25 protein-coding genes are annotated in these 23372 nt (G+C 63.3%); 15 read left to right on the top strand and 10 right to left on the bottom strand.

The features are described 5' to 3' along the window. The first annotated feature begins 231 nt into the window (after nucleotides 1-231). Nucleotides 232-771, top strand: coding sequence for a disulfide bond formation protein B (locus tag ACEK02_RS22715; protein ID WP_371423808.1), 540 nt, complete (start codon nucleotides 232-234; stop codon nucleotides 769-771). A 67-nt stretch (nucleotides 772-838) separates the two neighbouring features. On the opposite strand, the gene ACEK02_RS22710 is transcribed toward ACEK02_RS22715, so the two are convergent. Further along, nucleotides 839-1903 (bottom strand): AbrB family transcriptional regulator, encoded by a 1065-nt coding sequence (locus ACEK02_RS22710; RefSeq protein ID WP_371423807.1) that lies wholly within the window; start codon nucleotides 1901-1903, stop codon nucleotides 839-841. A gap of 114 nt (nucleotides 1904-2017) precedes the next feature. After that, nucleotides 2018-2311 (bottom strand): PsiF family protein, encoded by a 294-nt coding sequence (locus ACEK02_RS22705; protein ID WP_371423806.1) that lies wholly within the window; start codon nucleotides 2309-2311, stop codon nucleotides 2018-2020. Between the two features lie 195 nt (nucleotides 2312-2506). Between ACEK02_RS22705 and ACEK02_RS22700 the strand changes: the two genes are divergently transcribed. The 5 genes from ACEK02_RS22700 to ACEK02_RS22680 all read left to right on the top strand — a co-directional run bounded on the left by ACEK02_RS22700 (nucleotide 2507) and on the right by ACEK02_RS22680 (nucleotide 5800). Further along, complete coding sequence (locus tag ACEK02_RS22700; protein ID WP_371423805.1) at nucleotides 2507-3013, top strand: hypothetical protein; 507 nt, start codon at nucleotides 2507-2509, stop codon at nucleotides 3011-3013. 78 nt (nucleotides 3014-3091) lie between these two features. Continuing rightward, entirely contained in the window at nucleotides 3092-3478 is a 387-nt protein-coding gene (locus tag ACEK02_RS22695) for a CidA/LrgA family protein (RefSeq protein WP_371423804.1), read from the top strand. Further along, entirely contained in the window at nucleotides 3475-4197 is a 723-nt protein-coding gene (locus ACEK02_RS22690) for an LrgB family protein (protein WP_371423803.1), read from the top strand. Before ACEK02_RS22695 ends, ACEK02_RS22690 begins: the two co-directional genes overlap by 4 nt. Before the next feature lie 108 nt (nucleotides 4198-4305). Continuing rightward, entirely contained in the window at nucleotides 4306-5085 is a 780-nt protein-coding gene (locus ACEK02_RS22685; RefSeq protein ID WP_371423802.1) for a sulfite exporter TauE/SafE family protein, read from the top strand. A gap of 34 nt (nucleotides 5086-5119) precedes the next feature. Further along, nucleotides 5120-5800 (top strand): DsbA family protein, encoded by a 681-nt coding sequence (locus ACEK02_RS22680; protein ID WP_371423801.1) that lies wholly within the window; start codon nucleotides 5120-5122, stop codon nucleotides 5798-5800. Between the two features lie 93 nt (nucleotides 5801-5893). Here ACEK02_RS22680 and ACEK02_RS22675 read toward each other — a convergent pair whose 3' ends face one another. Beyond that, nucleotides 5894-6109, bottom strand: coding sequence for a hypothetical protein (locus ACEK02_RS22675; protein ID WP_371423800.1), 216 nt, complete (start codon nucleotides 6107-6109; stop codon nucleotides 5894-5896). A gap of 134 nt (nucleotides 6110-6243) precedes the next feature. Between ACEK02_RS22675 and ACEK02_RS22670 the strand changes: the two genes are divergently transcribed. Beyond that, on the top strand, nucleotides 6244-6900 hold the full coding sequence (locus ACEK02_RS22670) for a DNA-3-methyladenine glycosylase (RefSeq protein ID WP_371423799.1): 657 nt from the start codon (nucleotides 6244-6246) through the stop codon (nucleotides 6898-6900). 89 nt (nucleotides 6901-6989) lie between these two features. On the opposite strand, the gene ACEK02_RS22665 is transcribed toward ACEK02_RS22670, so the two are convergent. Then, on the bottom strand, nucleotides 6990-8744 hold the full coding sequence (locus ACEK02_RS22665; protein WP_371423798.1) for a chloride channel protein: 1755 nt from the start codon (nucleotides 8742-8744) through the stop codon (nucleotides 6990-6992). Nucleotides 8745-8963: 219 nt separating this feature from the next. Here ACEK02_RS22665 and ACEK02_RS22660 point away from each other — a divergent pair, with 219 nt between their 5' ends. The 3 genes from ACEK02_RS22660 to ACEK02_RS22650 all read left to right on the top strand — a co-directional run bounded on the left by ACEK02_RS22660 (nucleotide 8964) and on the right by ACEK02_RS22650 (nucleotide 11749). After that, nucleotides 8964-9521, top strand: coding sequence for an HNH endonuclease (locus ACEK02_RS22660; protein WP_371423797.1), 558 nt, complete (start codon nucleotides 8964-8966; stop codon nucleotides 9519-9521). Between the two features lie 78 nt (nucleotides 9522-9599). Beyond that, nucleotides 9600-10676, top strand: a complete 1077-nt coding sequence (locus ACEK02_RS22655) for a phospholipase (protein WP_371423796.1) — start codon at nucleotides 9600-9602, stop codon at nucleotides 10674-10676. Between the two features lie 101 nt (nucleotides 10677-10777). Beyond that, on the top strand, nucleotides 10778-11749 hold the full coding sequence (locus ACEK02_RS22650) for a S1C family serine protease (protein WP_371423795.1): 972 nt from the start codon (nucleotides 10778-10780) through the stop codon (nucleotides 11747-11749). Between the two features lie 494 nt (nucleotides 11750-12243). Here the strand turns inward: ACEK02_RS22650 and ACEK02_RS22645 are convergent, their stop codons facing one another. The 4 genes from ACEK02_RS22645 to ACEK02_RS22630 form a co-directional block, all read right to left on the bottom strand. Next, nucleotides 12244-13206: a DUF1775 domain-containing protein gene (locus ACEK02_RS22645; protein ID WP_371423794.1), complete on the bottom strand. Its 963-nt coding sequence runs from the start codon at nucleotides 13204-13206 to the stop codon at nucleotides 12244-12246. A 41-nt stretch (nucleotides 13207-13247) separates the two neighbouring features. Continuing rightward, nucleotides 13248-15446, bottom strand: coding sequence for a TonB-dependent receptor family protein (locus ACEK02_RS22640; RefSeq protein ID WP_371423793.1), 2199 nt, complete (start codon nucleotides 15444-15446; stop codon nucleotides 13248-13250). 71 nt (nucleotides 15447-15517) lie between these two features. Then, entirely contained in the window at nucleotides 15518-15901 is a 384-nt protein-coding gene (locus tag ACEK02_RS22635) for a DUF2946 family protein (protein ID WP_371423792.1), read from the bottom strand. 76 nt (nucleotides 15902-15977) lie between these two features. Beyond that, nucleotides 15978-16865 carry a cation diffusion facilitator family transporter gene (locus ACEK02_RS22630; protein ID WP_371423791.1) on the bottom strand — a complete coding sequence of 296 codons (888 nt, stop codon included), beginning with the start codon at nucleotides 16863-16865 and terminating at the stop codon, nucleotides 15978-15980. Nucleotides 16866-17515: 650 nt separating this feature from the next. Here ACEK02_RS22630 and ACEK02_RS22625 point away from each other — a divergent pair. Then, on the top strand, nucleotides 17516-18100 hold the full coding sequence (locus tag ACEK02_RS22625; RefSeq protein WP_371423790.1) for a L,D-transpeptidase: 585 nt from the start codon (nucleotides 17516-17518) through the stop codon (nucleotides 18098-18100). Between the two features lie 64 nt (nucleotides 18101-18164). On the opposite strand, the gene ACEK02_RS22620 is transcribed toward ACEK02_RS22625, so the two are convergent. Then, nucleotides 18165-18905: an SDR family oxidoreductase gene (locus ACEK02_RS22620; protein ID WP_371423789.1), complete on the bottom strand. Its 741-nt coding sequence runs from the start codon at nucleotides 18903-18905 to the stop codon at nucleotides 18165-18167. A gap of 122 nt (nucleotides 18906-19027) precedes the next feature. On the opposite strand from ACEK02_RS22620, the gene ACEK02_RS22615 reads away from it, so the two are divergent. The 3 genes from ACEK02_RS22615 to ACEK02_RS22605 all read left to right on the top strand — a co-directional run bounded on the left by ACEK02_RS22615 (nucleotide 19028) and on the right by ACEK02_RS22605 (nucleotide 22181). After that, nucleotides 19028-19921, top strand: coding sequence for a LysR family transcriptional regulator (locus ACEK02_RS22615; RefSeq protein WP_371423788.1), 894 nt, complete (start codon nucleotides 19028-19030; stop codon nucleotides 19919-19921). An 11-nt stretch (nucleotides 19922-19932) separates the two neighbouring features. Further along, nucleotides 19933-20820 carry a tRNA glutamyl-Q(34) synthetase GluQRS gene (gene gluQRS / locus ACEK02_RS22610; RefSeq protein ID WP_371423787.1) on the top strand — a complete coding sequence of 296 codons (888 nt, stop codon included), beginning with the start codon at nucleotides 19933-19935 and terminating at the stop codon, nucleotides 20818-20820. Between the two features lie 101 nt (nucleotides 20821-20921). Beyond that, nucleotides 20922-22181 (top strand): ATP-binding protein, encoded by a 1260-nt coding sequence (locus ACEK02_RS22605; protein WP_371423786.1) that lies wholly within the window; start codon nucleotides 20922-20924, stop codon nucleotides 22179-22181. On the opposite strand, the gene ACEK02_RS22600 is transcribed toward ACEK02_RS22605, so the two are convergent. Then, nucleotides 22108-22968, bottom strand: coding sequence for a YihY/virulence factor BrkB family protein (locus ACEK02_RS22600; RefSeq protein ID WP_371423810.1), 861 nt, complete (start codon nucleotides 22966-22968; stop codon nucleotides 22108-22110). The two genes, ACEK02_RS22605 and ACEK02_RS22600, sit on opposite strands and share 74 nt — an antisense overlap. Nucleotides 22969-23167: 199 nt before the next feature. Here ACEK02_RS22600 and ACEK02_RS22595 point away from each other — a divergent pair, with 199 nt between their 5' ends. Continuing rightward, entirely contained in the window at nucleotides 23168-23362 is a 195-nt protein-coding gene (locus tag ACEK02_RS22595) for a twin transmembrane helix small protein (RefSeq protein WP_371423785.1), read from the top strand. The last annotated feature ends 10 nt before the right edge of the window (nucleotides 23363-23372 follow it).

Here is a 23372-nt window from a genome sequence, read left to right as displayed (position 1 = left end):
TCCTTGCGGAACTCGATTTTGAGTCGAGCGCGTCTACCAATTCCGCCACAGGGGCATTCGGACGCCGGCCGGAGGCAGGGGTCGCGAAGCGGGCGGAATATAGCGGGCGCTCCGGGTGGGTCAACCGGCGGTTTGGCCAGATCGGCCGCCGCGCACACCCCAGTGTGATCAAGGCCGCCTCGACAGGATGGTGGCCCCGGGATAGGACCCAGCAGCCACCCGGAGAGCGCCGTGACTGCCCAGACTGTCCCACCATCCACGCCCGTATATGCCTCCTCAAACCCGGCGCTGGTCGCCGCGCTGGCGGTCGGTCTGATCGCTCTGGCCACGCTGGCAGGGGCCTGGTTCTTCCAGCTGGTGCTGGATATCCGGCCGTGCCCGCTCTGTCTCGAACAGCGTTATGCCTATTATCTCGCGATCCCGCTGGCGGTGCTGGTGGCGATTGCTGCCGCCAGGGACGCGCCGCGCGGCCTGGTTGTGACCGGCCTCGCTCTGCTGGCGCTGGCGGCGCTCGCCAATGCGGTGCTCGGCGGCTATCACGCCGGCGTCGAATGGAAATTCTGGCAGGGGCCAACCGACTGCTCCGGTCCGGTGGTGGATCTCGGCAAGGCCGGCAGCCTGCTGGAACGCCTCGACACCGTGAAGGTGATCCGCTGCGACGAGGTGCAGTGGCGGTTTCTCGGCCTGTCGCTGGCCGGCTACAATGTGCTGATCTCGCTGGCGATGGCCATGATCGCAGTATGGGGCGCCAGCCGGACCGCGCGGCGCTAGGCGCTCGCATCGCTTTATTCGAGCATGATCCGATGGGAAAACGGGTTTCCGCTTTTCCGGATCATGCTTAGTCGTCGATATCGTCCTGCGCCTTGCCGAACAGATGCACGATGCCGGGCGTGACGATCGACACATAGATGAAGCGCGACAGATGATGCGCGCCGACGAACACCGGATCGATATGCAGCGTCAGCGCCAGTGCGAGCATGGCGTCCATGGCGCCCGGTGCGAAGGCGACGACGACATCGCTCAGCTTCACAGTTGTGGTCAGCGCGATGATCGTGACAAACACCGACGAGATTGCGATGGCCACCGTGAATGAGCCGAGCGCGGCCCAGACATGGCTGAGAATGGTGCGCGGCGAGATCTTGCCGAAGCGCGAGCCGATCAGGCTGCCGATGCCGACGAGCGCAGTGATATAGGCCCATTGCGGCAGCGTGCCGTGGACCCAGCCAGTGCCGTGCAGCACTGACGAGGCCATCATCGCGCCGAACATCCAGCTCGCGGGAAACTTGATCCAGCGCATGAACAGCGAGACGGCAACGGCCGCGGCGGCGAGTTCGGCGAGCGCCAGCGGCGAGGCTTCAGGTCCGCGCGATGGCAGCGGGCCATGACCCATCAGGCCCGTGGCGGCGAGCAGCAGCGGCACCATGCCGGTGAGGATGATGACGCGGAAAATCTGCACGACTGCGATGCCCGGAACGTCGGCATTGCGCTCGGTGGCCAGCATGATGATCTGCGACAGCGCGCCGGGGCTGCCGGCCAGCAGCGCAGAGGTGCGGTCCCAGCCATGAACGCGCTGCAGATAGATGCTGCTGCCGAAGGTGGCGCAGAAGGTGGCCAGCGCCAGCAGGGCGATGGTCACCGGATAGGCGCTGAGATTGTGCACCATCTCCGGCGACACCATCGAGCCGAGCGACAGGCCCAGTGTCATCAGGATGACATGGGCCATCGGCTGCGGCAGGCCGACCGGGCGGCCGAGGATGCCGTAAGCGGCGACTGCGATCATCGCGCCGGAGATCAGCCCGCCCGGCAATTCCGCCAAATAGAATAGCGCTCCGCCGATCGTGCCGATGACGAGCGTCTCAAGGGTGGTTCGGATCTGAAGGGAGCTGGGAAGAGCGATGGCCATTTGCACGGGAAGATGAAGGAGCCCGCTTTATGGCAAAGTCCGCACCTGCCGACAAATGCGGTGTGGACTACCTGTCCCTCGCTTTCCGGGCGAGGGACAGGCGGTCCGGGCTGATTAGTTCGCCTTCGTGCCCTTTTTGCATTCCGAGCGGAATTTGCGGCGCTCGGCGCCATGCAGACCCTTCGCGTCGGCCTGTTTCGAACATTCAAGCGATGCCGCCGTGCGGGGCTTTTCCGCTGTCTTGTCTGCAGGCGCCATCTTTTCCGCAGGCGCCATCTTGTCGGCGGGGGCCGTCTTGGCAGGCGCAGTCTTGGTGGCCGCCGGCGCAGGTGCCTGCGCGGTGGCCGCGCCGACCAGCAGGAGGGAGGCGACGGCAGCGGTAGCTAGGCTAGAAACAAATCGGATCATGGCAGCACCTCGGATTGAACGGGCAGGACAGGGTGGGCGCGCCGGCCTGAACGGCAGGTGAATAAGTTGAAATATATCTGACAGTGCGATCACGATATTTTTTCGCAGGGAGTTGCGATCTCGTTGCTACGTCCAGCGGTAACGATAGGATGCTGTCGCCTACTTCTACTTTGTGTAGCAAAGGGAGAGAAAGTCATGATGATGCCTGTCAAATTCGCCTGCGCGATTGCAATGTCCAGTTTTGCTCTGCTTGCTTTCAGTCCGGCCCATGCACTCACGGCGACTGAGTGCAGTGCAAAATATCAGGCGGCCAAGACCGCTGGCACGCTGAACGGCCAGAAATGGAATGACTTCCGCAAGGCAGAATGCGGAACTGCTGCCGCTGCGACGCCGGCCGCAGCTGCGCCTGCTGCAACCGCGGCGCCGACGGCTGCCGAAGCCAAACCGGCGGCGGCTCCCAAGCCTGCCGCCGCGCCCAAGCCGGCAGCCACGACGGCCGCGGCTCCGGCAGGCCCTGCCACGTTCCCGTCGGCGGTCGATCCGAAATACGCCAAGGAATCGGCGGGCAAGGCGCGGATGCACACCTGCGTGGATCAATACAATGCCAACAAGGCCAACAATGCCAATGGCGGCATGAAGTGGATCGAAAAGGGCGGCGGCTATTACAGCGAGTGCACCAAGAAGCTGAAGGGCGCCGCCTGATCGGATCAGCTGTGCGCTTGTCCTGATCGACATAAGTTGCTTCGCGGGCGATAACGATCCGTCACCCGCGGAGCCCCCATGATTGCCAGTCTTTCCCTGATCCTGCTGTGCCAGCTCGCCGGCGAGATCGCCGTGCGTGCCTTTGCGTGGCCGGTGCCCGGTCCCGTGTTCGGCATGCTGCTGCTGCTCGTTCTGCTGTTGCTGCGTGACCGCGCCGTGCTGTTCGCGCAGGGGCCGTTGCAGGGTGGCGGCGTGGAGAATGCGGCAAAGGGCCTGCTCGCGCATCTGTCGCTGATGTTCATCCCGGCGGGGGTCGGCGTGGTGCAGAAGCTCGATCTGCTGGCCGAGCACGGCACCGCCATCGCTGTAGTTCTGGCGATCTCGGTGGTGATCACGCTGCTGGTGACGGTGGCGACGTTCCTCGTCATCAGCCGGGTGATGACGCGTGGGCCGAGTGCGTCATGAGCGCCAATCCGTTCTCGCTCTGGGTCTATCTCTCGCAGCAGCCGCTTTTGTGGCTCACGGTGACGCTGCTGGTCTATGCGACGGCCGATGCGTTGTCGCTTGCGACCGGCCGGCATCCGTTCGCCAATCCGGTGTTCCACTCGATGTGGATCATCGCCGTGTTCCTACTGGTGACAGGCACGTCCTACACGACCTATTTCAGCGGTGCGCAATTCGTGCATTTCCTGCTCGGCCCGGCGACGGTGGCGCTGGCGGTGCCACTTTATGAGAACCGCAAGGTCGTGGCGGCGGCGATCGTGCCGATGCTGGCCGCGCTGGTGGTCGGCTGCGCAACGGCGATCGTCTCGGTGGTGCTATTGGCGAAGGCGTTCGGGTTGCCGAACAATGTCGTGTTGTCGCTGGCGCCGAAATCGGTCACCGCAGGTGTCGCCATGGGCATCAGTGAGTCGCTTGGCGCCGATGCGTCGCTGACCGCCGTGGCCGTCGTGCTCACAGGCATCATGGGCGCGATCATCGTCACGCCGATGATGAATCGCATGGGCATCACTGATTATCGCGCCCGCGGCTTTGCCGTCGGCCTCGCCTCGCATGGCATCGGCACTGCACGGGCTTTTCAGGTCGATGCGGTGGCCGGCGTCTTTGCCGGCATCGCCATGAGCCTCAATGCGCTGGTGACCTCTCTGCTGGTGCCGCTCGCCGTCACCCTGCTGGTGCGCTGATGGTCACGACAGCGTTTTCCCAGACATCGGATTTGTGATGCTTGTTGCATGGAGCCGGGTCAAAAAGGCCATTAAGGTCGCGCCGTCGTCAACGAGAATCGACCATTCATGATTACTGTAATGCAGGGCGCGCTCGGCCTGGCTTCGGGCGCACTGGTCGGCTTCTCGCTCGGCCTTGTTGGTGGTGGCGGCTCGATCCTCGCCGTGCCGCTGATGGTCTATGTCGTCGGCGTGCCTGAGCCCCATGTCGCGATCGGCACCAGCGCCATTGCGGTCGCAGCCAATGCGGCGGTCAATCTCGGCAATCATGCGCGTGGCGGCAATGTGCACTGGTCCTGCGCGCTGGTATTTGCCGCCGCAGGAATCGCTGGTGCGCTCGGAGGTTCGATTCTCGGCAAGCGGGTGGACGGGCAGAATCTGCTCGCGCTGTTCGCGGTCCTGATGCTGGTGATCGCCGTACTGATGCTGAAGACGCGCGCCCAGGTCGGCGAGCACCGGGTTGAAATCAGCATGTCGAATACGCCTTCGCTGCTTGCGCTGGGTCTTGTCACGGGCGCGCTGTCCGGCTTCTTCGGGATTGGTGGCGGCTTTCTGATTGTGCCGGCGTTGATGGCGGCCACGGGCATGTCGATCATGAGTGCGATCTCGTCGTCGCTGGTGGCGGTCACCGCTTTCGGTCTCACCACGGCATCGAGCTATGCCTGGTCCGGGCTGATCTCCTGGAAACTGGCGCTGGTGTTCATTCTGGGCGGCCTGCTCGGCGGATTGTTGGGAACCAGTCTGGCACGCCATCTGTCGCTGCGGCGCGGCGCGCTGAATACGGTTTTTGCGTCTATCATTATCATCGTGGCGCTTTATATGTTGGCCCGCAACATCTACGTGACGTGAGCACTGGCGCCTGATGCGTCTTTCGGAGAACATCATGACCGCCACAACCCGCCGTACCTCAAATGCCGCGACCACGCGTCGCGCTGCACTCGGGCTTTTCGGCGGCGCTGTGCTGCTCGGTGCGTCGTCCGGCCGGGTGCTTGCGGCGGCCGGTGCCGCCAAGGACCAGGATATCCTCAACGAAGCCGCGGTCCTCCGCGATCCGGATATCCCGGCCGCCGGCAATCCGAAGGGCGACATCACCATTGTCGAATTTTTCGACTACCAGTGTCCCTATTGCCGCAAGATCGCGCCCGATCTTCGCGCCCTGGTGAAGGAAGACGGCAAGGTTCGACTGGTATCGAAGGACTGGCCGATCCTCGGGCCGGTGTCGGTCTATGCGGCGCGTCTCGTGCTGGCGACGAGATACCAGAACAAGTTCATCGAGGCGCAGGATGCCCTGATCAGCCTCGATACCAGACTCACCGAGGCTATTGCCCGTGACCGGCTCGCCAAGGCCGGCATCGATGTCGATCGCGCCGTCGCCGACCTGCAGAAAAATCAGGATGCGATCGTCGCGAAGCTGAAGCAGATCGATGAGCAGGCGACGGCTTTCGGCTTCAATGGCACGCCGTCCTTCATCGTCGGCAAGTTCCGCATTCCCGGCCCGATCACCAAAGAACAGTTTGTGCTCGCCATTGCCGATGCACGCAAAGCTGCGGCTGCGAAGAAGTAAACTTCACCACGTTCAAACGGAAAACGCCCCCGCTTTTCAGCGAAGGCGTCTTTGCCGGTCTCTCCGCCAGTCTTTCGCTGGCGACGTGTCGCCTTACGACTTCACTTGCGAAGTCAGCTTGGCCCAATCCTGTTTGGTGCGCGTCTTCAGCGCTTCCCATTCGTTGGCGGCGACGTCCCAATTGACGATCGTCCGGCGCTCCTGGGCCGTCTGGCCGTTCGCCACTGACGAGGTCGACATCGAATCGTAGATGTAAACGCCGACGCCCAGGATCAGCGCACCCAGGATCATTCCAAAAAACGCCCGCATGGCGGTAGCCTCCCATTGAGCGCGAATAACGCGGCGTCCGGGACTTTGGTTCCCCGCCGACAGAGCCTCATTGCCGCAGCGCATTCATTCGCGGCATTGATCTTGCGGTCGCGCCGTGGTGATCCTTGGGGATCATGACCGTTCATCTCACCGACCAGTCCGTGCTCGACGATGCCGTCATGGAGCTGGTGAAGCGCGACCCGCGTCTGAAACCGATCCTGGCCATGGCCGGGATGCCCGCATTGCGCCAACGCGCGCCGGGTTTCGAAGGGCTTGCGCAGATCGTCTGCGGGCAGCAGGTCTCGGTGGCATCGGCCTCGGCGATCTGGGCGCGCGTCTCCGGCGCCTTCTCGCCATTCGATCATCACGCTATCCGCAAGGCGCGCACCGATCGTCTCGGTCGGCTGGGTCTGTCAGCGGCAAAAATCAAGACGCTGAAGGCGCTGGCGCGCGAACTCGTCGAGGAGCGCTTGAACCTCGACGTGCTCGCTGAGGAAGACGCCGATGCTGCGCATAATACGCTGGTCGCATTGCACGGCATCGGCCCGTGGACGGCGGACGTCTATCTGCTGTTTTGTCTCGGCCATGGCGACGCATGGCCGGCGGGTGATGTTGCCATTCAGGAATCCATCAAGGTCGGGCTCGGTCTCAACGAACGCCCGACCGTAAAGCAGATGGCGCCGCTGGCAGAACCCTGGCGGCCGCTACGCGGCGCGGCAGCGCATTTGTGGTGGGCGTATTATCACGCCATCAAGAAGCGCGAAGGCGTGATCGGCAACGTCACAACTTAACAAGGGGCGACGTAAGGCGGCTTGGGCCGGGCGAGTGCCGCCTGATCAAGGGCACATGCTGGCGCTTGCAGACGGCGAATAGCGAACCGCTACATCTCGCCGACCGCTTCGCGGCGGCGCTGTTCCGACTCTTCGGCGTAACGGCGGGTCGCGTGAGCTTCCGAAAGCGTGCCGAGGACGCGGTGGCTTTCAGCTTCGACAACTGCCAGCGATTCCGCTTCGGCGCCCTCGAACACCACCATGGCGTCGCGGATGTTCATGTCGGGATGCAACACGACGTCGCGACAATGCAGCAGGCTGTCGAGCCGGAATGCTGCCACATCAGGCGAATGCGCTTCAGCGACGATGGCAAGGCCGACATAGCGGCCTTCGGGATCGACGGCGACAACCTGGGTCTTCGAGCCGAGTGGAAATTTTTCGCGGAATTCGTCGAGCGGCATGGTGGAGTCGACGGTCGGGACGTCCGGGCGGAGCAGGCGTTTGACGGTGAGATCGCGGATCCAGCCGACGTCAGCGGCACTGCGGATGGTCTCGCCGCGCAGATGCAGGCGCCATGTGGCGAAGGAGTAGCCGAACAGTTCGCGCGTCAACTGGGTGGAGATGATGACCGCCACCAGCACCGCGGTGGTGAGCCAGAGATTGCCGGTGGATTCGAGCGCGATGAACGACATGGTGAGCGGCCCGCCGATCACCGAGGCCGACAGCGCGCTCATGCCGATGATGGTGTAGACGGCGGGGTCGATAGTGAAGCCGATGCCGGTTGCATTGAAGCCGACCGCGAACAGATGGCCGCCGAGGGCCCCGAGAAACAGCGTGGCGAAGAAAAGACCGCCACGAAAGCCTGTCCCGAGCGAGATGATCGAGGCGAGCGTCTTCAGCGCCATCACAAAGGCCACCAATGCGACCGGATAGGCGGTCATGCCGCCGAAATGCAGGGCGCCGTGTCCGGATGCCATTACCTGCGGTGTCAGGAGGGCCATCAGGCCGACCAGCAGGCCCCCCAGCGCCGGGCGCATCGGCGGCCACAGCTTGATCTTGGCCAGCAGTGCTTCTGTCCAGGCCACGACGCGCATGATGCCGATACCGAACATTGCGGCGAAGACGCCAAGCAGGGCCGCCACCGCGAGATCACGGCCGAGCACGTCGCCGAAGCGGCCGGCGACGACGCCGAGCGACAGCGGATCGAAGGCATGGGCAACGAAGTAGCCGGTCACCGCGGCAACGCCGACCGGCATCAGACTCGCCGATGTGTAGCCGCCGATTACCAGTTCGAAGGCATAGAACGCCCCAGCAAGCGGCGCACCGAATGCGCCGGCGATCGCAGCCGCCGCACCGCAGCCGACCATCACACGCTGGTCGCCGCGGCGCAGGTGGAAGGCGCGTCCGATGGAGGCGCCGAGCCCGCTGGCGAGCTGGGTATAGCCGGCCTCGAGACCCACGGAGGCCCCGACGCCGCTCGACCACACGGTCTGCAGCGCGACGATGATGCTGCCGCGGAACGACATCCGCCCGCCATAGAGCGCGTTGGCCTCGATGGGGTCGATCTCGCGGGCCGGTCGCCAGCGCAACAGAAGCAGGAAGGCGATACCGAGCAGCAGGCCGCCGAGGCTGGGAACCAGAATCGCGCGCACCGGATCGATCCAGAACTGGCTGGAGAGTCGCTGGCCCCATTCCAGATTGAACAATACCGCGTGAAGAACGCTGACGGCAGCGCCCATGCCGGCCACCACGAGACCCCCGATCACGCCGATCATCGCCGCCAGAATCGCAAGGCTGGTCTCATGCGCGCGGACAAAGGCGCGTAGCCGTTGCGGGGCCTCGAGATAGCGGCTGGAAGGGACCATCGGGCAGCGTCCGGTATTTGCGGCCGCGAACCGGGCGCGCCACGGGGTTTAGCGGCAGGCGCTGCAACAGACCACCCGCAGTTCCCAGAAAAGCGACCCAACGCGGCGCTTTTGTGGGGGGATAAGGTCTGCTCTCTGCCCTTCACAACCCTGTCACGCTGCCTGTAGTATGTGGAGACAGGTTGCTTCGCAGCCATATGTGGGGGTCAGGAGCGTTACTTGAACGCACATGTCTCGCAAGGCGGTTGGCCGGTTCTGGTCCTCAATGCGGACTTCCGGCCGCTAAGTTACTACCCACTGTCTCTGTGGTCGTGGCAAGACGCGATCAAGGCAGTGTTCCTCGACCGTGTGAATATCGTAGAACTCTACGATCACGCGGTGCGGAGTCCTTCGTTCGAATTTCAGCTGCCCAGTGTGGTATCGCTGAAGTCGTTTGTGAAGCCGACGACGCACCCCGCCTTCACCCGGTTCAACGTCTTCCTGCGCGACCGCTTCTCCTGCCAGTATTGCGGTGCGCATGACGATCTGACCTTCGATCACATCATCCCGCGCTCCAAGGGCGGTCAGACGACCTGGGAAAACGTCGTCGCAGCCTGCTCGCCCTGCAATCTGCGCAAGGGCAACATGACGACGCAGCAGGCGCGCATGTTCCCGAGGCAGACGGCCTTCGCGCCGACCGTGCATCAACTGCACCGCAATGGCCGGCTGTTTCCGCCGAACTATCTGCATGGCAGTTGGCTGGACTATCTCTACTGGGACACGGAGCTGGATCCGTAGCATCCGGACGTCCGACTCATCATTGCGCATGGCGCCAAATGCTGTCTCTGTCATCCCCGGTCAGATCGGGAGATCACGATGAGCGAGACCGTTGTCGACGATATCGTGGTGTTGCTGCCGCCTCTGCTGCAATCGCTGGAAGCGCTGCAATTCGTTGCGCGCAATCTGCATCCGCCGGCATTCGACACAGTGATGGACGCCATCGGCGAACCCGATCAGGCGCTCAAGGCAGTGCGCGCCAATCTCCACACATGGCCGGACGATTTTGCGGATCTGCGTGCGCATCTCGATGCGGCGAGCGATGCCGCGCTGACAGCCTTTACCGGCCTGCGCGCCGCCCAGCAGCCCAACGGCGACCTGCCGATGGTGTTTCGTGCATTGCGCCACGCCACGCGCGCGCAGGAGGCGCTGTATGCGACGGTGGCGCGGCTGCCGCCCGTGAGTACATTCTTTCTTCCGCCCGAGGAGCGCGAGAACGTGGCGCTGCTCGAACGACTGGCGTCACCTCCAGCAGATAACGCCGGCGTCATTCATGATGGCGAACCCGGACGTCGCGGCGGTTTCTCGATGTATGTGCCGGAAACCTACACGCCGGATCGGGCCTGGCCGCTGGTGATGGCACTGCATGGCGGCAGCGGCAATGGCCGCGCCTTTCTGTGGAGCTGGCTTGCGGATGCGCGCAGTTCCGGCGCGATCGTGATCGCACCGACGGCGATCGGCAGCACCTGGGCGCTGATGGGCGACGATGCCGATACGCCGAACCTCAATCGCATTCTCGATCTCGTGCAGTCACGCTGGCATATCGATCCCACGCAACTCCTGCTCACGGGCATGAGCGATGGCGGCACGTTCTGCTACGTCACCGGCCTGCGCGCCGAGTCGCCGTTCACCCATCTGGCGCCGGTGGCTTCGACCTTCCATCCGCTGATGGCGCAGTTTGCCGATGCAGATCGCCTGCGCGGTCTGCCGATCCATCTCGTGCATGGCCGGCTCGACTGGATGTTTCCGGTGCAGACCGCGCGGGAAGCGCAGCAGGCCCTGACGATCGCCGGCGCCGACGTCACCTATCGCGAGATCGATGACCTCAGTCACTGCTATCCGCGGGAGATCAACACGGTGCTGCTGGAGTGGCTCGCAAAACATAGGGGCGCGTAACGAAACGCCGCAGGGCCGGTAAGTTCACGGGCTGGACTTCCACGACCGCGATCGGTTCCTATATGGCGGGTACTGGCGATTCCGGACAAAGGAGATTTTGCATGCCTTCACTGACCGAATGGAAGGTGCCCCCAGGTGTGCAGCCGCGTGCTGAGGACTACGGCTTCGACCTCGAAAAGACGCTGGATGCGGTTGTCGGGCTGCATTGCATTATCCCGGACGATGCATTCACCTCGGAGACGCTGGGCACCGAGCGCGCCGGCAACGGCGTGCTGATCGGTGACGGCCTCATTCTCACCATCGGCTATCTCATCACCGAAGCCGAAACGATCTGGGTGCATCTCGGCGACGGTCGCGTGGTGCAGGGAACGGTGCTCGGCGTCGATCAGGAAAGCGGCTTCGGGCTGGTGCAGGCGCTCGGCGAGATCGATATCGCGCCGCTGCCGCTCGGCGAGTCGGCGACCGTGAAGATTGGCGATCGCGTGGTGATCGGCGGCGTCGGCGGACGCACGCGGTCTGTGGCCGGCAAGATTGCCGCGACGCAGGAATTCGCCGGCTATTGGGAATACCTGCTCGACGACGCGATCTTCACGCATCCGGCGCATCCGAACTGGGGCGGTGCCGCCCTGATCAACGCCAAGGGTGAGTTGATCGGCATCGGCTCGCTACAGATCGAGCGCGAGCATGGCGGCAAGAGCGAGCATCTCAACATGATCGTGCCGATCGATCTGCTGAAGCCGATTCTTGATGACCTCAAGACCTATGGTCGCGTCAACAAGCCGCCGCGGCCGTGGCTCGGGCTCTATGCCGCCGAGGTCGAGGACAAGGTCGTCGTGGTCGGGATCGCCAGGAAGGGGCCGGCGGCGCGGGCCGAGCTCAAGACCGGCGATGTCATTCTTGCAGTGAATGGCGAAGAGATATCCGATTCCGCCGAATTCTATCGCGCACTCTGGGCGCTTGGCGCGGCCGGTGTCGATGTGCCGCTGACGCTTTATCGCGGTGGAGATACGTTCGATGTCGAATTGGTATCCACAGACCGTTCCAGGATGCTCAAGACCCCCCGGCTGCACTGAGGCGAGGTAGAATTGCGGTCTGCAACGACAGTCGGGATTGCATTTGTGTATAGGTGCGACAAAATAGCACTTACGCAAAATCGGGATAGCCTAGAATTGCAAGCTATCCGAATTAGCTAAAGATTGTGACTCGAAGCGACGTCTGATTCGCACAACGCCCGATTCACAGCAATTGCAGGTCAATCTCATTGTCACGCGCATCATTCGACAGCTCGCAACGAGCTGCTTGTCGTCGAGAATCCTGACATGTCGAACCATGCAATGCCGTTCGGCAATGACAATATCCGTACCAGCCATTTGAAATGCGATCAGTGCAAGACGCGCACGTCCTTGCAAGGAATCGAGCGATCCCAGGGTTTCGAGACCAGGCTGTTTGGCTGCGTGCATTGCGGCGCTGTCAAAGCAATCCGGATCGATACACCCGATACAATCGCGGCCTGGTCGTAGGCATCATGCGCACCGCAACATGTGCGGTGCGCAGTGTCTCGACATGATCAGTGCGCATGTCCGCCGCCGGCCGGTGCCGAGGCACCAACGGCGTTGACGTCGAGTTCGATGTCCACCTTGCCGGCTTTCTCGAACTGCAACTGCGCTTTTACCTTGTCGCCTTTGGCGAGGGGCTTGGCGAGATCCATCAGCATCAGATGATAGCCGCCGGGCTCGAGCTTCACGGTGGCGCCGGGCTTGATCTCGAGCCCGTCATTGAGCGGGCGCATCTTCATCACGCCATCGGTCATGCTCATCTCATGTATCTCGATGCGGCCGCCGCCGGTGAAGGTGCCGCCGAGCAGCTTGTCGCTGGTCTTGCCGGTATTGGTTACGGTGAGATAGCCGCCGGCTACCTTGGCCGCAGGTGGCGTCGCGCGCGTCCAGGGCGTCGAAATCATCAGGTCGCCCGCATGAACCATGCCGGCCATCTGCGCCATCGCATTATCAGGCGCTGCTGCCGCAAGGCGGACGATCGGCGCAGGTGATTTCAGGCTGTGCGGGTCTTGTCCCGCGGCCGGAATCTGCGCCCAGTCTTCCGAGCCCTGCTCGCAGTTCTGCAATGTCGGCAGATAGAGCGGCGCATCGGCTTTCAGTGCGGCAGGCAGATAGGCCGAGAATACGAACTCGTCATAGAAGTCGCTGTCGAGCTTGCCGGTCCAGGTGATTTCCTTGACGCCCTCCGACGCCTTCATGCCATGCATGAAATCGTAGGACTGCGCATAGGCGCCTTTCTTCACGGCAATGGTCCAGCCGGGCTTCGGCATTGGCTTTACCGCGATCATGCCTTCCGGAATCTGCACGGTGATCTTCGTCGTCGGCGAGGCGCCGCAGCCATGCGGCACGGCGAGCACCGCGCGGTAGGAGCCGCCGACTGTGGCCGGTCCGCTCTGCACGAAGACATGGGCATAGGCAGGTGTAGTCGCCGCGCCGAGCGCAGTGACAAGCAACAGCATGGAGCGATTGGTCATGGAATGTCCTTTCGTGAGAAGCATAGCGGAAATCGTCATGTTCACCACCTCGCCTTGACGCCGGCATAGATGGCGCGGCCGGTGCCGGGTTCGAACAGCGGCGATGTCGCTGTGGCCCTGTCGAGAATGCTGGCGGAGGCGATGTAGCGGGTGTCGAGCACGTTGCGCGCCTCGATATAGCCGGAATATCTGCCGCCGTTGTCGACGCCGGCCTTCAGGCCGAGCAGCGCGTAGGGCTCCGTCTTCAGCGTATTGGCGCTGTCAACGTAATAGGATTCCGGCACCCATTCGACATTGGGGCCGACATAGAAGCCGTTGGCATGCTTGTAGAGCAATTCCGCGCGCAGATAGTGCCGCGGCGCGCCGGGCAGCAGGTTGTTGCCGAAAGTCGCGTCATTGTCGAAGCGGAAGTCGTTGAACGTATAGGCCATGTTGAGCCAGAGCTTGTCCGGCTGCGGACCGGCATCGAACATCCCCTTGAAGACAGCGACGCCGAGCCCGGCCTCGATGCCCTGATGGATGGTGCGGTCGGCATTGGTGACATTGCAGTTGCCGAACGCACTGTAGAGGCATTGCAGTTCGTCGGTGATATTGGCGCGGTAGCCGGTCAATTCCCAGGTCAGGTCGGGACGCCGTCCACGCGTGCCGATTTCATAGGTGGTCGCACGCTGTGGCCGGATGCTGGTGAAGGGAATCGTCGGGATGCCCGGGCCGTTGGAGCTCTCGCCGAAACTCGGCACTTCGGCACTGCGCGAGACATTCGCATAGGCCTGCCAGGTCGGATCGATATTCCAGAGCACGCCACCCTTCGGACTCCACAGATTGAATTCCGTGGCGCCGGACTGGTCGCCATCGCTCAGGAAACGGTCCTGCCGGTTGCGCGTGGCGTAGAGAAACTGTGTGCCGCCAATCAATGCGACGGTGGGCAGCACATAGAGCGAGTTTTCGACATAGACCGAGGTATTCTTAGAGCGGTCGATCGATGACGACGCCAGCGCGCCCTTCTGGCCGGCGATATTGACATACTGGTTATTGTCGATCCGGCCGTTGATCACGTTGACGCCGGCGACAAACACGTTGCGATAGCCGCCAATATTGCGGTCGTCGGTCACTTTCGCGAAGCCGCCATAGTCCTGATAGCTGTAGTCCAGATACTGGAAGATCGGATGCATCAGGTGGCGGTCGACGCCAAAGACACCGAAATCGATCGTCGTGTTATCGAGCCGGATGGTGGTCTTGTTGGCGAGGCGTACCGTGTCGATGTTGCGCTGCTGATCACCGGTGATATTGGCGGCGGCGGCCGTGGTCGGTGAATTCAACGCGCTGTCCTTGCTCACCGAACCGGGAATGCGCTGCCGCACGCTGTTGGCGTTGAGATAGAAACGCGTCTCGAAATCCGGCGAGAACTGGTAACCGACATTGCCGCTGACGCGCGTCGACTCGCCGTAGCTGTGATCGCGGAAGCCGTCCGCCGATTGCGTGGACGCAGTGATGAAGCCGTCCCAGGGGCCATTCACTCCGCCTGTATTGGCTTGCAGGCGGCGGAAGCCGAAGGCGCCCATGTCGACCGAAGCGCCGTTCACGAATGGGTCGCGGCCGGTAGGCGTCACGAAATTGATCGCGCCGCCGAGCGAATTGGCGCCAAAGCGCAGTGCGTTGCCGCCCTTGAACACCTCGACATATTTATAGGCGGTCGGGTCGATCTCCTGGAAATCGCCATAGCCATCGGCGGTGTTGATCGGGATGCCGTCCATGTAGAGCTGGACGCCGCGCAGATGGAAATTGCGCGACAGGCTCGATCCGCGGATCGACAGGCGGGTGTCGTCGCCCCATTTCGGCTGCGCGAACACGCCCGGCACATAATCGAGGATGTCCTTGATGGTGTTCGATGGCGTCGATGCTCGCCACGCATCCGCTGTCACCAGTGCGACGCCACCGGGTGTCTGCTGGATCTCGCGGAGTGCCTGCTGGGCGGTGAGCACGGTGAGCGCGCCCGGGACGCCCGGCGCCTGGGCGTCGTTGCGCGCGGGCGTTGCCGCAGGGGTGCTGCGGGCCGTGCGGGCGTTTGACGCCGCGTTGCGTGGTTTGCGCGCGGCGGCGGCGCGCTGCTGCGCGGGTGCTTCGACGGTGACCGTCGGAAGCGATGTCGAGGAGGCCGATTGGGCTGACACCGCGCCTGGAACGAGCGCGGCCGCGGATGCGAACAGGACGCTGCGCAGCCGCATGGAAACGGATGACATGAGGTGAAACTCCACCGGGATTGAACTGAGTAATGCGCGCGCTGATGCGCGGCGTCTGACGGCGTGGAACGTCAGCTCAGGCGCGGCGGCGCGCGGGCGCGGTGGTCGGAGGTTGCAGCGGTCGCGACGATGCGATCGTCGGGGGGCGCAACGGTAGCGATCGCAATGGCGATGCGCGAGACGAGGAATGTTGCGGAGGCAGGGGGCGCGCCCGGGGCATGGGTACCGACGCACACAGGGCAATGTACCGCAGGAGCGCCCGTCGTCTTGCCGGCGTCGTCCGGGGATGCGGCAAGGTCGGGATGGGTGAGGCAGAGCTCGAAGCCTGCAGCCTGCGCGGTCGGCGAGATCGCCGCCAGTAACAGGCTGGACAGCACGACATTGAGCACAAGCGCATAGGCTGCGGCCAAAGATGCCACGGCCCCAAACCAGCGTTTGCGCGAAACATGTGTCACGGGAACGATCCTCGCCTCCCGATTAACACGGGGACGGAACCTGTCAAAGCCGTTCGTGGAGCGAAGTTACCTGAATCTAGAGAACCACGATGCCGGAATGCTTGGCCTTGTCATCGGGTTCGACATGGATGGTGATCAGCGCCTCGCCGACCTCCTGGCGGATCGCGGTCTCGAGCTTGTCGCAAATGTCGTGCGCGGCGCTCACGGTGGTCGATCCTGCCACCACCAGATGGAAATCGATAAAGGTCATGCTGCCGGCGCGGCGGGTGCGCAGGTCATGCGCCTCGATGGCACCGTGGGCATGGGCCGATATGGTCTGCTTGATACTCGCGAGCATGACTGGCGGGATGGCCTCGTCCATCAATCCGCTGAGCGACTCCTTCATCAGGCCCCAACCGGCCCACAGAATGTTGAGCGCGACGAGTGCCGCAAGGATTGGGTCGAGGATCGCCATGCCTGACAGTGCCGCTACTCCGACGCCGCCGAGAACACCGATCGAAGAATACACGTCGGACAGCAAATGACGGCCGTCTGCTGCGAGGGCAGGCGAGCGGTGGATGCGCCCCTGCCTGATCAACACCCATGCCCAACCGGCATTGATGATACTCGCCGCCGCGTTGACGAGCAGGCCGACCCACGGGGCTTCGACGAGGCGCGGTATCAGATAGCTTTGATAGGCTTCACGCAGGATCAGCATCGCGGCGAGTACGATCAGCACGCCTTCGAGCACGGCCGAGAAATATTCAACCTTGTGATGCCCGTAGGGATGATCGTCGTCTGCCGGTTTCGCGCTCAGCGTGGTCGCAAGCAAAACGACGATTGCCGTCACGACATTGACGATGCTTTCAATCGCATCGGACAGCAGTGCGACGCTGCCGGTCAGAAGATAGGCGGCGTATTTCATAGCGAGGACCAGCAGGCCAACGGCAATGCTGCCTTGCGCAAGACTGCGAACGCTTGTCATCTGAAAATCTCGTTGGGGTAACGCGAAGTCTCACGCGGCTGTGTGCTCTAATATGCCGATCACAACGATGCAAGCCGTGAAATCCAGCTGCAAGTGCTTCGCATTATGATGCGCGTGTACTTCGTCGAGCACGTCGCCTGACCAACAGACATGATATCGATCTCATCATGCGCGTGGGGCTGTGGCGGTCGTTTGCGCATTGATAGTTGCGGAAAGACATCGTGTTGAATCGTGCCGTCATGCGGCGGTCCTCAATGTCTCCGGTCTCAACGAAACCAGCGAGACGATGGTGGAGCGTTTCGGCACGCATCAGCGGGCATAGCTGCCGGGGTCCTTTGGTGGCGCGCGCGATGCCCGCCGGCCGGCCCTCAGGCGGAAACTTCAACCTGAGGTTATTCGTGAGCCTGCGCGGCTGTGGCGCGATCACCACAGCGGCGCGCAAAGTGCAGCACAGGCCTGTTCCATGAGCCAAATGACATGCTGTTGAGCCTGATTTGATCGCTCAGCCCTGTATGAGATGCGGGTCGTCCGGGTGGGACGTGTTGCAGCAAGGGATGGGAATGACAGGTTTCGATGGATCACGCGGGCTGCGCCTTCTCGCGCTTCTGATGTTGCCCGCTTTGCTGGCGGGGTGTGCAAGCAGCGGTGGAATGATGTCGTCCACCGGCTTTGGCGGTCCGTCCGCCAGCTATGCCGAGTTGAAGGATGGCGGCTACACGCTGCCGGCTGTTGACGTCTCCGGAATCGATCCGGCGATGCTGCGTCAGCGCGTCGCCTACCGCACCAGGGAGCCCGTCGGCACCATCGTGGTCGATACGGCCGCACGGCATCTCTATCTCGTCGAAGGCGACGGCAAGGCGATGCGCTACGGCATCGGCGTCGGCAAGGCCGGCCTCGCTTTCGCGGGCAACGCCACCATCAAGCGCAAGGCCGAGTGGCCGCATTGGACCCCGACCGAAAACATGATGAACCGCGAACCGGCGCGCTACCGCAAGATGGCGGGCGGCATGGAGGGCGGCCTCGACAATCCGCTCGGGCCGCGTGCGATGTATCTCTATCAGGGCGACCGCGACACCATGTTCCGCATCCACGGGACGACGGAGCCCGAGACCATCGGCCATGCCGTCTCCAGCGGCTGCATCCGGCTGATGAACCAGGACGTCGTCGATCTCTATAACCGCGTGAAGATCGGCAGCCGCGTGGTGGTGATCCAGAGCGGCCGCGCCGACTCCTGAGAACTATTTTCGTTCGGGATATGAAACGGCGGACATATCGTGTCCGCCGTTTTGCGTTGGCAGGCTAGACCAGCCCGCCATTGGCGCGCAGCACCTGGCCGTTGACCCAGCCGCCGTCGGGGCCGGCCAGGAAGGCGACGACACCGGCGATATCCTCAGGCGTTGCGAGGCGTTCGAGCGGGACCATCTTGGCGAAGCGTTCGACCAGTTCGGGGGACTTCCCGGTCATGAACAGGTCGGTCGCGGTTGGGCCGGGTGCCACTGCGTTGACGGTGATATTGCGGCCACGCAGTTCCTTGGCGAGGATCGGCGTCATCGCTTCCACGGCCGCCTTGGTTGCCGTGTAGATTCCGTAGGTCTCCAGCTTCGTGCCGACCACGCTGGTCGAGAAATTCACGATCCGGCCGCCGTCGCGCAATCGCCTGGCGGCCTCGCGCATGGTGTTGAACGTGCCTTTGAGATTGACCGCGATCTGCTGGTCGAATGCGGCATCGTCGGCATCGGCCAACCTGGCCAGTTTCATGATGCCGGCATTGTTGACGAGGACATCGACGCCGCCAAAGGCCGCCTCCGCCGCATCGAACATGCCCCGCACCGCGGCGGGATCGCTCACGTCCGCCTTGGCGGTGAGCGCACGGCCGCCTGCGGCTTCGATCTTTTGCGCGACGGCTTCGGCCAGCGCGGCACTGCCGGAATAATTGACGATGACCGTGAAGCCGTCGCGGCCCAGCCGCTCGGCGATGGCGGCGCCAATGCCGCGTGAGGCACCGGTGACGATGGCTATCTTGTTGGATTTATTTGTCATTTATCTTCTCCTTGGTCATGCGGGTGGCAACGCCGCTCTGATGGGAAGAAATCTAGACGGTTTCATTTTCCGAATAATGGTGCAATATCTGGCATCACAATCCGGATTTATCGAACAAAGCGATGGATCGTTTCGAGACGATGCGGGTGTTTACCCGGGTGGTAGAGCGGCGCAGTTTTACGGCGGCGGCGGCAGATCTCGGCCTGCCGCGGTCGACCGTGACAGACGCCGTCAAGCAGATCGAGGCGCGGCTCGGCGTGCGTTTGCTGGAGCGCACCACCCGGCTGGTGCGGCCGACGCTGGACGGCGAGGCCTATCACCAGCGCTGCCTGACGCTGATCGCCGATCTTGAAGACGCCGAAAGCGCGTTCTGCGGCGCCAAGCCCAAGGGGCCGTTGCGAGTGGATATGAATGGCACGCTGGCACGCAATTTCGTGCTGCCGCATCTGCCGGACTTTCTCGCCGAATATCCCGACATCCAGCTCTATCTCAGCGAGGGCGACCGGCTGGTCGACCTGATCCGCGAGGGTATCGACTGCGTGGTGCGTGTCGGCGAGCTTCGCGACAGCGATATGGTGGCGCGCCGGCTGACCATGATGGACGAAGTCACCTGCGTCGCACCGTCCTATCTCGCGCGCATGGGCATGCCTTCGTCCATTGATGCGCTCGAGGGCCATCGCATGGTCGGCTATCATTCTTCGGCGACAGGCGCGGTGCTGCCGCTCGAATTTCAGGACAACGGCACGTTGCGCCATGTCACCTTGCCGGTGGCGATCACGGTGAACAGCGCCGACAACTATGCGGCCATGGCGAAACTCGGCTTCGGTCTGGTGCAGGTGCCGCGCTATCGGATCAAGGGTGAACTCGCCGATGGCACGCTGGTCGAGGTGCTGCCGCAATATCCGCCGACACCGTCGCCAGTGTCATTGCTCTATCCGCGCAACCGCCAGCTCTCGCCGCGGGTGCGCGTGTTCATGGACTGGTTGACGCGTGCTTTCGCGCGCGACCTGATCTAGGGAAATCCGCGATGGTCCCTGTGTTTCGTTTCGCACCCAGCCCCAACGGTTATCTGCATCTCGGCCATGCCTATTCGGCGCTGCTGAATTTCGATCTGGCGCGCGAGGCGGGCGGACGATTGCTGCTGCGGATCGAGGATATCGACGCCACGCGGTGCCGCCCGGAATTCGAGGCGGCGATCTATGAGGATCTGGCCTGGCTCGGCATTGCCTGGGAGACGCCGGTGCGGCGACAGTCGCAGCATCTCGTCGACTACCGCGCCGCGACCGAGCGTCTTGCAGCCATGGGACTGCTCTATCCAAGCTTCGAGAGCCGTGCCGAGATCGCACGGTTGATCGCGGCGGAGGAGGTGAAGGGTTGCTGGCCGCGCGATCCCGATGGTGCGCCTGTCTATCCCGGCATTGCCAGATCGCTGTCGCCACAGGCCGTCGCCGAACTCAAACAGGCGGATACGCCCATGGCACTGCGGCTCGATATGGCCAAAGCCATTGCGGCCAGCGGTCCGCTCACATGGACGGAGCAGGGCGTGGGTCCGGGCGGCGAGACCGGCACCATTGCCGCGCAGCCGGAAGCCTGGGGTGACGTGATCCTGGCCCGCAAGGAAACGCCGACCAGCTATCATCTCTCGGTGGTCATCGACGATGCTTTGCAGGGCGTGACCCATGTGGTCCGTGGCCAGGATCTGTTCTGGTCCACCAGCGTGCACCGGCTGCTGCAGCAACTGCTCGACCTGCCGCAGCCGGTCTATCGACACCATCCGCTGGTGCTTGACGTGGCCGGCGCCAAACTGTCGAAGTCGACCGGCTCCACCAGCCTGCGTGAGTTGCGGACCCAGGGTGCTACACCAGCGGATATCCGCCGCATGGTCGGGCTGCCTGCCCTGTCTGCTGCAAGTTAGCAGCAAGCGCGCTGCAAGAAATCCGCAAGCCTGATTGGGCCTGCTGCGTGACTCCGCGCGCCCCGCCGTGGCATGGTGCCGCCGGGACGGGTGGGCAACATATGGCGCTGACATCGCGCTCGCCGCGCAAGACGCGGACGCGCACCAAACAAACGCTGAAAAAACGCGTGGCCAAGAAGCGTGCAGTAAAGAAGCCCGCGCCGAAGTCGCGTGCCAGGCGCAGCTCCGTGCGAGCCGATACGATGGTGGAAACGGCGCTGGCGGTGTTTGCCCATGAGGTGCGCACGCCGCTGACGGGCATTCTTGCGGTCAGCGATCTGCTGGCAACCTCCGAGCTCGATGAACGTGAGCGACGCTGGGTCGAGACCATCAGGGCCGGCGCCGAGCATCTGGCGCGTCTCGCGACGCTGTTCGTCGATGCCGCGCGCAGTACATCCAAATTCGAGATACGGCAGGATTTCTTCGACCTGCGCGCGCTTGCCCGCAACATCGGCGACTCGCTCGCAGGCCGCGCGGCTGCCAAGGGGCTGCTGTCGCGGGTCGCGATCTCCGACAGACTGCCGGTGTTCGTGATCGGCGATCCCGTGCGGCTGCGCGCGGCGCTGGAAAACCTCATCGACAATGCCGTGAAATTTACCGAGCAGGGCAATGTGGCGCTGAAGATCTCGCCTGTGCGCATAGCGGGCAAAATCGGCGTTGCCTTCACCGTCTCCGATAGCGGCATCGGCCTCACGCTCGCCGAGATCAAGCGGCTGTTCAAACCGTTCTCCCAGGCCAATGTCTCCATTGCCTCGCGCTTCGGCGGCGCGGGTCTCGGCCTGTCGTCGGTCAAGCAACTCGCCCGCGCCATGGGGGGCGACATCACCGTGGCGCAGCGCCGCGGTGGTGGGACAGTGTTCACGCTGACGGTCGGTCTCGGCAAGACGAGCGGTCCGATCGCCATCCTGACGAGCGCCGATGATGCTTCTTTTGCGCCGGGAGAAGCGCTGCGGGTGCTGAGCGTCGAGGACAATCCGTTCGGCCGTGTCGTACTCAATGCCATTCTCACCGAACTCGGCCATCAGGCCGAGTTCATCGGCCGCGGGGAGGCTGCGGCGGAGCGCGTTGCGCAGGGCACGTTCGATGCCGTGCTCATGGACATGGTGCTGCCGGGCATCGATGGCGTCGAGGCGATCCGGCAGATCCGTGCGCTGAAGGCGCCCCATGGCCGCATTGCGATCATCGGCGTGTCCGGACGTGGCGAGGACGAAGCCGCGTCGCGTCAGGCCGGCGCCGACGCGTTCCTGATCAAACCGGTGTCTCCGCGGGCGCTAGCGACTGCGCTGCTTGAAGCGAGACGCCGCGGGGCAGCCGCGACTTGATGATGGCGGCATTGAGTTCGCCGCCAAACACGAAGATCGCGGCGATAAAATACAGAAACACCAGCGCGATGATCACCGAGGCCAGGCTGGCATACATCGTCACGTAATTGTTGGCGAAGCGCGCCAGATAAAGGCCGAAGCCGATACCCGACGCCAGCGACGCCAGCATCGTGAAGATGATTCCCGGCAGGATCTGGCCGAAGGTGCGCCGCCCTGCCGGCAGCCACGCATGCAGGATGAACAAGGCGATCACCATGGCGACGATGGTGATGCCGTAACGCGCCACCGTCAGAAGCCGCTCGTTGTTCTCCACCATCAGCGGGACATAGCGCCTGATGATTTCAAGCATCAGCGGGCCGAGCACGATCAGGAACGCCATGGCAAGCGCGGTGACGGCAGCAACCAGCGTGTAGCCGATTGACTCCAGCCGCAGCCAGTACCAGCGCCGCGGCTCGATCACCGAATAGGCGCGGTTCAGCGCCACACGAAGACTCTCGACGCCGTTGGAGGCGAAATACACCGCGAGCACGAGGCCGATGGTCAGGGCATCGCCGCGGGTCGTGGTCAGCACGTCGTGGATCTGGCCGGACAGCGCACCCGCCACCTGATCGGGCCAGACTTCCAGCAGCAGGCCGACAGCCTGGTCGGCGAGATTCTTGGAACCGAAAAAGCCGGCCAGCGAGGCCAGCACGATCAGGAACGGAAACAACGCCATCAAAGTAGAGAGGGCGATATGGCTGGCGATCGCCCAGCCGTCATCGGCAAGAAACGTATAGAAGGCGTCCATCACAACATCGTAGACGGTGCGTATCTGCCCCACGTGCCACCTGGTTCGGGATCGGCCCGGCAAATCACCGGCCCTCATGTTAGCTTCTGATATCTAACGCGAAAAAGCCAGATCGTTGCATTGCGGCGCGCGCGCGACCGCCGTGCCATTTTGACGACCGACGATAGCGCTGCCTGTGACGCAGTGTTATGTAGCCGGTATGACATCAACGCTCAGCAATATCATCCTCCCCATCGCGGTCGGCGCCGTTGCGCTGGTTCTGCTGCTTGGCCTGTTCAACATGATGCGCGGCGGCTCGCCTGATCGCTCGCAGAAGCTGATGCGATGGCGCGTGCTGCTGCAATTCGTTGCTATTATCATCACCATGGCTACCGTCTGGGCCATGGGCCGCTGACGCAGATTTC

It is taken from the genome of Tardiphaga sp. (assembly GCF_041424195.1).
In the GTDB taxonomy this organism is placed as follows: Bacteria; Pseudomonadota; Alphaproteobacteria; order Rhizobiales; family Xanthobacteraceae; genus Tardiphaga.
The sequence above is the reverse complement of the archived record's forward strand: the minus strand, read 5'-3'. Positions and strand labels throughout refer to the sequence as shown.

Coding starts and splice junctions, on each gene's coding strand:
- ACEK02_RS22605 (WP_371423786.1), top strand. CDS start 20,922: ATGGCGCTGACATCGCGCTCGCCGCGCAAGACGCGGACGCGCACCAAA.
- gluQRS (WP_371423787.1), top strand. CDS start 19,933: ATGGTCCCTGTGTTTCGTTTCGCACCCAGCCCCAACGGTTATCTGCAT.
- ACEK02_RS22700 (WP_371423805.1), top strand. CDS start 2,507: ATGATGATGCCTGTCAAATTCGCCTGCGCGATTGCAATGTCCAGTTTT.
- ACEK02_RS22645 (WP_371423794.1), bottom strand. CDS start 13,206: ATGACCAATCGCTCCATGCTGTTGCTTGTCACTGCGCTCGGCGCGGCG.
- ACEK02_RS22620 (WP_371423789.1), bottom strand. CDS start 18,905: ATGACAAATAAATCCAACAAGATAGCCATCGTCACCGGTGCCTCACGC.
- ACEK02_RS22710 (WP_371423807.1), bottom strand. CDS start 1,903: ATGGCCATCGCTCTTCCCAGCTCCCTTCAGATCCGAACCACCCTTGAG.
- ACEK02_RS22655 (WP_371423796.1), top strand. CDS start 9,600: ATGAGCGAGACCGTTGTCGACGATATCGTGGTGTTGCTGCCGCCTCTG.
- ACEK02_RS22615 (WP_371423788.1), top strand. CDS start 19,028: ATGGATCGTTTCGAGACGATGCGGGTGTTTACCCGGGTGGTAGAGCGG.
- ACEK02_RS22595 (WP_371423785.1), top strand. CDS start 23,168: ATGACATCAACGCTCAGCAATATCATCCTCCCCATCGCGGTCGGCGCC.
- ACEK02_RS22630 (WP_371423791.1), bottom strand. CDS start 16,865: ATGACAAGCGTTCGCAGTCTTGCGCAAGGCAGCATTGCCGTTGGCCTG.
- ACEK02_RS22675 (WP_371423800.1), bottom strand. CDS start 6,109: ATGCGGGCGTTTTTTGGAATGATCCTGGGTGCGCTGATCCTGGGCGTC.
- ACEK02_RS22685 (WP_371423802.1), top strand. CDS start 4,306: ATGATTACTGTAATGCAGGGCGCGCTCGGCCTGGCTTCGGGCGCACTG.
- ACEK02_RS22650 (WP_371423795.1), top strand. CDS start 10,778: ATGCCTTCACTGACCGAATGGAAGGTGCCCCCAGGTGTGCAGCCGCGT.
- ACEK02_RS22665 (WP_371423798.1), bottom strand. CDS start 8,744: ATGGTCCCTTCCAGCCGCTATCTCGAGGCCCCGCAACGGCTACGCGCC.
- ACEK02_RS22680 (WP_371423801.1), top strand. CDS start 5,120: ATGACCGCCACAACCCGCCGTACCTCAAATGCCGCGACCACGCGTCGC.
- ACEK02_RS22600 (WP_371423810.1), bottom strand. CDS start 22,968: ATGGACGCCTTCTATACGTTTCTTGCCGATGACGGCTGGGCGATCGCC.
- ACEK02_RS22625 (WP_371423790.1), top strand. CDS start 17,516: ATGATGTCGTCCACCGGCTTTGGCGGTCCGTCCGCCAGCTATGCCGAG.
- ACEK02_RS22690 (WP_371423803.1), top strand. CDS start 3,475: ATGAGCGCCAATCCGTTCTCGCTCTGGGTCTATCTCTCGCAGCAGCCG.
- ACEK02_RS22670 (WP_371423799.1), top strand. CDS start 6,244: ATGACCGTTCATCTCACCGACCAGTCCGTGCTCGACGATGCCGTCATG.
- ACEK02_RS22640 (WP_371423793.1), bottom strand. CDS start 15,446: ATGTCATCCGTTTCCATGCGGCTGCGCAGCGTCCTGTTCGCATCCGCG.
- ACEK02_RS22695 (WP_371423804.1), top strand. CDS start 3,092: ATGATTGCCAGTCTTTCCCTGATCCTGCTGTGCCAGCTCGCCGGCGAG.
- ACEK02_RS22705 (WP_371423806.1), bottom strand. CDS start 2,311: ATGATCCGATTTGTTTCTAGCCTAGCTACCGCTGCCGTCGCCTCCCTC.